The sequence below is a fragment of the Seonamhaeicola sp. genome, from assembly GCF_028281565.1.
Classification (GTDB): Bacteria; Bacteroidota; Bacteroidia; order Flavobacteriales; family Flavobacteriaceae; genus Seonamhaeicola.
The window spans coordinates 1-3,757 of sequence record NZ_JANQJQ010000023.1; the positions used below are offsets into that span (position 1 = coordinate 1).

Below are 3,757 nucleotides of genomic sequence, written 5' to 3' on the forward strand. Positions count from 1 at the left end.
TACCACTTCGTGGTCCCACCTGGGCTCGAACCAGGGACTTTCTGATTATGAGTCAGATACTCTAACCAACTGAGTTATAGGACCTGAAATTGGAGTGCAATATTACTACTATTTTTAATATACTGCAAGCCTTTTTTACTTAAAAAGAGACCCTCAAGACACAAAGTGTCAGGGTTTCCTTTGAAATTGTCATTCCTGCGAAAGCAGGAATCTAAATCTCCTGGCACAGTTCTATCAATACACCATTAGTGCTTTTCGGATGCAAAAAAGCAACCAGCTTATTATCAGCACCTTTTTTAGGAGTTTCGTTTAAAACAATAAATCCTTCGGCTTTTAATCGCCGGACTTCGGCTTCAATATCATCAACATCAAAGGCAATATGATGAATGCCTTCACCTTTCCGTTCTATAAATTTAGCTATCGGGCTATCCTCCTTTGTGGCTTCCAATAACTCTATTTTATTCTCACCAACTTTAAAGAATGAGGTCTTGACGCCTTCACTTTCAACAGCTTCTATTTTGTAATGAGGCGCTCCAAACAGTTTGGAAAAGAGGGCATTAGACGCCTCTAAATCTTTAACAGCAATACCTATATGTTCAATTTTGTTCATTATGATTCTTTTAAAGAAAGGTACGAAATTTGTGAATGCAAAAAGATGAAAATCATCAAAATATCTGTTATTTTTGCACCATAGAACCTTTAAAAGGGTATTCAAAAAATAAAGCAAGTTGGAAGAAAGTCAAAGACAGAAAAAAATAGCCTCGGTATTACAACGCGACCTGGTGGATGTACTTCAAAGAGCTGCCACCGATGGCGGTATGAAAGGCACCCTGATCTCCGTTACTAAAGTAAAAGTAACGGTGGACCTGTCTATTGCCAAAGTTTACCTGAGTATCTTTCCAAATAAAAACGCTAAAGAACTGGTTGAAGGTATTAAAGCCAATACCGCTGCCATCAGGTATGAACTGGCACAACGCACCAAAAACCAACTAAGGAGAATGCCCGATCTAACCTTTTTTATAGACGATTCCTTAGAATATATCGATAATATTGACCGTTCTTTAAAAGGATTGGACAACCCCATTGAAAACCCCGACCTACTTGATAAAAGAAAAAAGTCTTAGTTGAATGTCTCCTTATATATAGCAAAACGTTACTTACGCTCTAAGAGCTCTAACAATGCTATAAATTTTATAACCTACATTGCGCTTATAGGTGTTATTTTGGGCTCGGCTTCTTTGTTTGTGGTCCTTTCAGGTTTTGCCGGTTTAAAAGATTTTACCTTAGAATTTTCCAATGTTGTTGACCCCGACCTAAAAGCTGAAGCTGCTTCGGGCAAATCCTTTACGCTGACAGACGAAAACGTTTTAAAACTTAACGATCTGGAAGCCATTGCGTTGTATTCCAAAATTATTGAAGAACGTGTTTTAATTACGTCCGAAGAGAAAAAGAGTTTAGCCACCATCAAAGGGGTTGACGGTGACTTTCAAAAGGTTGTAAACATCGAGTCTCAAATAGACCATGGCAGTTGGTTAGACCAAAAATCGAATCAAATCGTTGCTGGTTGGGGTATTGCAAATACCTTATCTATTGGTGTTCTGGATTTTTCAAAAGCCATAAACATTTACGTGCCCAAACCCGGCAAGAAACAAATAACCTCCACAAAAAATGCCTTTAATACCATTAGGGCGGTTAATGTCGGCGTGTTTTATATCAACGAAAATCTAAACGATAACTACGTCTACGCCTCTTTAGACCTGGCAAAAAACCTGCTTAATTATAACCCGGATCAAATCTCAGCTTTAGAGTTTAAATTAAACGTCGATGCCGATGAAGAAACCGCTAAGCAACAAATACAAGCCGTTTTAGGGGATAAGGTCATTGTAAAAAACCGAACGCAATTAAACGATGCCCTTTATAAAATGCTCAATACCGAAAACCTGGCGGTATACCTGATCTTTACACTGGTTTTGATCATTGCCTTTTTTAATGTCATAGGCTCGCTTATCATGATGATGCTGGATAAAAAACAAAGCCTGAACACCTTATTCAATATGGGCGTTCACCTGAAGGATGTTAGAAAAATATTCTTTTATCAGGGGAGTTTAATGAGTATAGTGGGTGGATTTATCGGTATTTTATTAGGCTTGCTACTTATTTCAAATCAGCTTTACGGGCCGGACTTTTTAAAGGTTTACATTACGCCCACACTGGCTTACCCCGCAAAAATAAAGCTAACCAATCTTATCCTGGTCTTTATTACTATTTCCGTTTTAGGTATTGTAGCTTCGAAAATAGCCTCGGCAAGAATTACGAAGGCTTTAGTTAAAAACAACTAACTTCCGGTAATCTCTTAATAAAACTTTTTATAAACTTAGTTTTTCAGATACACCCTTGGGTACCGCCTCTTTATGAACCGTAATACTAATGGCTTTTAAACGCATATAACTTTCACTGAAATACACATAACCGCCATTGGCGTTCCTGGAAGCATCAGTCCCCCAACTATTCTTTACCTTGTAGTATTTTGTACCGTTTTGGTCTTTTAATATGCCGGTAATATGCATTAAATGGTCATCTGTGGTTGTAAAGTTTTCAAACTCATCCTGACGGAACTCCTGGGTTATTGCTTTTTCAGGATAAACCCCTTTCAAAGCATTCTTGTTGTTTTCAGATGATTTAGGAATAACAGCAACCCCGGACTTTGAAGAAAATGTACGTTCGCTTACATCACAATCCAATTCAATAGTGAAGCCATTTTCTAATGCATAATCAATAACGCTCATCATGTCATCTAATGCCACATTATAAAAGCTTCCGTTACTCCAATTATCCGGAATATTCAAAATGAATTCGCTATAAAAAGGCGCGTGTGTAAAAGAGGTTATGCTTACGTAATCAGATGGGTTAAGCTTGGTCATTTCTAAAAAAGACTGCGGTGTATACTGCTTTCCTTCATATTCAAAGGTTGTTGGATTACTTCCTAAATAAGTTGAAAGTACGGCATCTATAGCTCCTTTCCACTTTTTGCTTAGTTTATTAGCGGGGTTTTCAACATAAGTTTCTACCATACTTCTAAGTACAGCAGAAAGTTCTGCATGGTTATGATTAATTTCATTATCTAATAATCCTGTAAAAGCAGTATTAGGCACTAAACCATATTCCGCTACCGAATTAAGTACATCATGAGCCAAACCACCCTCACTGAATTGCGCTTTACCCTGTCGCATCACAAAGTTCTCTGCTTTTTTAGGATAGGTATTTCTAACGGTATACATTTCCGAAAGGTCTATATACTTACCGGTTATCCTGATAATCTCTGACTCTAAAAACGATGTGCTGGAAAAACTCCAGCAGGTACCTGTTCTACCCTGGCTGATAACCGGCGTGGTTTCCAGATCGATGATTTCTGTAAATGCATAAGGTGCTTGTGCATTTACAGTTCCTAATGAACATAGAATTCCGATGAAAAAAAGAACATTTTTAAGCATAGTAATGGTTTAATTCAATTTATTTTAAAAAATATTGATGGCCTTACTGCTAAAATATAAAATAAGATGCCTCTTAAAAAGCCTAACCGGAAAAATCAGTGTGTAAACTGGTAATCTCCAAACTTTTCCAGTACCATAACTCCATATTGCGTTCCAAATATAAATTTCCCAACTTGTCAAAATAATTGGGATAAAAACCCCTCTTTCTTCCGATTTTAAGAAAATCGAAATTCATTCTCCCCTTAAATTTAAGGGGAGAGCCAAGG

General features: G+C 37.4%; 5 protein-coding genes and 1 tRNA gene. 2 read left to right on the forward strand and 4 right to left on the reverse strand.

Annotated features, from left to right (window positions below; genetic code table 11):
- Positions 1 to 10 precede the first annotated feature (10 nt).
- Together Q0983_RS11760 and mce are read right to left on the reverse strand one after the other, a co-directional pair.
- Positions 11 to 84: transfer RNA gene (locus tag Q0983_RS11760), tRNA-Ile, on the reverse strand.
- 127 nt (positions 85 to 211) lie between these two features.
- Positions 212 to 610, reverse strand: a complete 399-nt coding sequence (mce, locus tag Q0983_RS11765) for a methylmalonyl-CoA epimerase (protein WP_299553234.1) — start codon at positions 608 to 610, stop codon at positions 212 to 214.
- A gap of 118 nt (positions 611 to 728) precedes the next feature.
- Between mce and rbfA the strand changes: the two genes are divergently transcribed.
- Positions 729 to 1,124, forward strand: a complete 396-nt coding sequence (gene rbfA / locus Q0983_RS11770; RefSeq protein WP_299553237.1) for a 30S ribosome-binding factor RbfA — start codon at positions 729 to 731, stop codon at positions 1,122 to 1,124.
- Positions 1,125 to 2,339 carry an FtsX-like permease family protein gene (locus tag Q0983_RS11775; protein WP_299553241.1) on the forward strand — a complete coding sequence of 405 codons (1,215 nt, stop codon included), beginning with the start codon at positions 1,125 to 1,127 and terminating at the stop codon, positions 2,337 to 2,339.
- Positions 2,340 to 2,366: 27 nt separating this feature from the next.
- Here the strand turns inward: Q0983_RS11775 and Q0983_RS11780 are convergent, their stop codons facing one another.
- Both Q0983_RS11780 and Q0983_RS11785 read right to left on the reverse strand, forming a co-directional pair.
- On the reverse strand, positions 2,367 to 3,491 hold the full coding sequence (locus Q0983_RS11780; protein WP_299553244.1) for a C1 family peptidase: 1,125 nt from the start codon (positions 3,489 to 3,491) through the stop codon (positions 2,367 to 2,369).
- A gap of 82 nt (positions 3,492 to 3,573) precedes the next feature.
- Positions 3,574 to 3,757 (reverse strand): hypothetical protein (locus Q0983_RS11785; RefSeq protein WP_299553247.1); only part of this gene is annotated, 184 nt, incomplete at its 5' end.

Bases quoted from the DNA above. Each gene is read 5' to 3' on its own strand.
- Q0983_RS11780 (WP_299553244.1), bottom strand. From the start codon at position 3,491: ATGCTTAAAAATGTTCTTTTTTTCATCGGAATTCTATGTTCATTAGGA.
- mce (WP_299553234.1), bottom strand. From the start codon at position 610: ATGAACAAAATTGAACATATAGGTATTGCTGTTAAAGATTTAGAGGCG.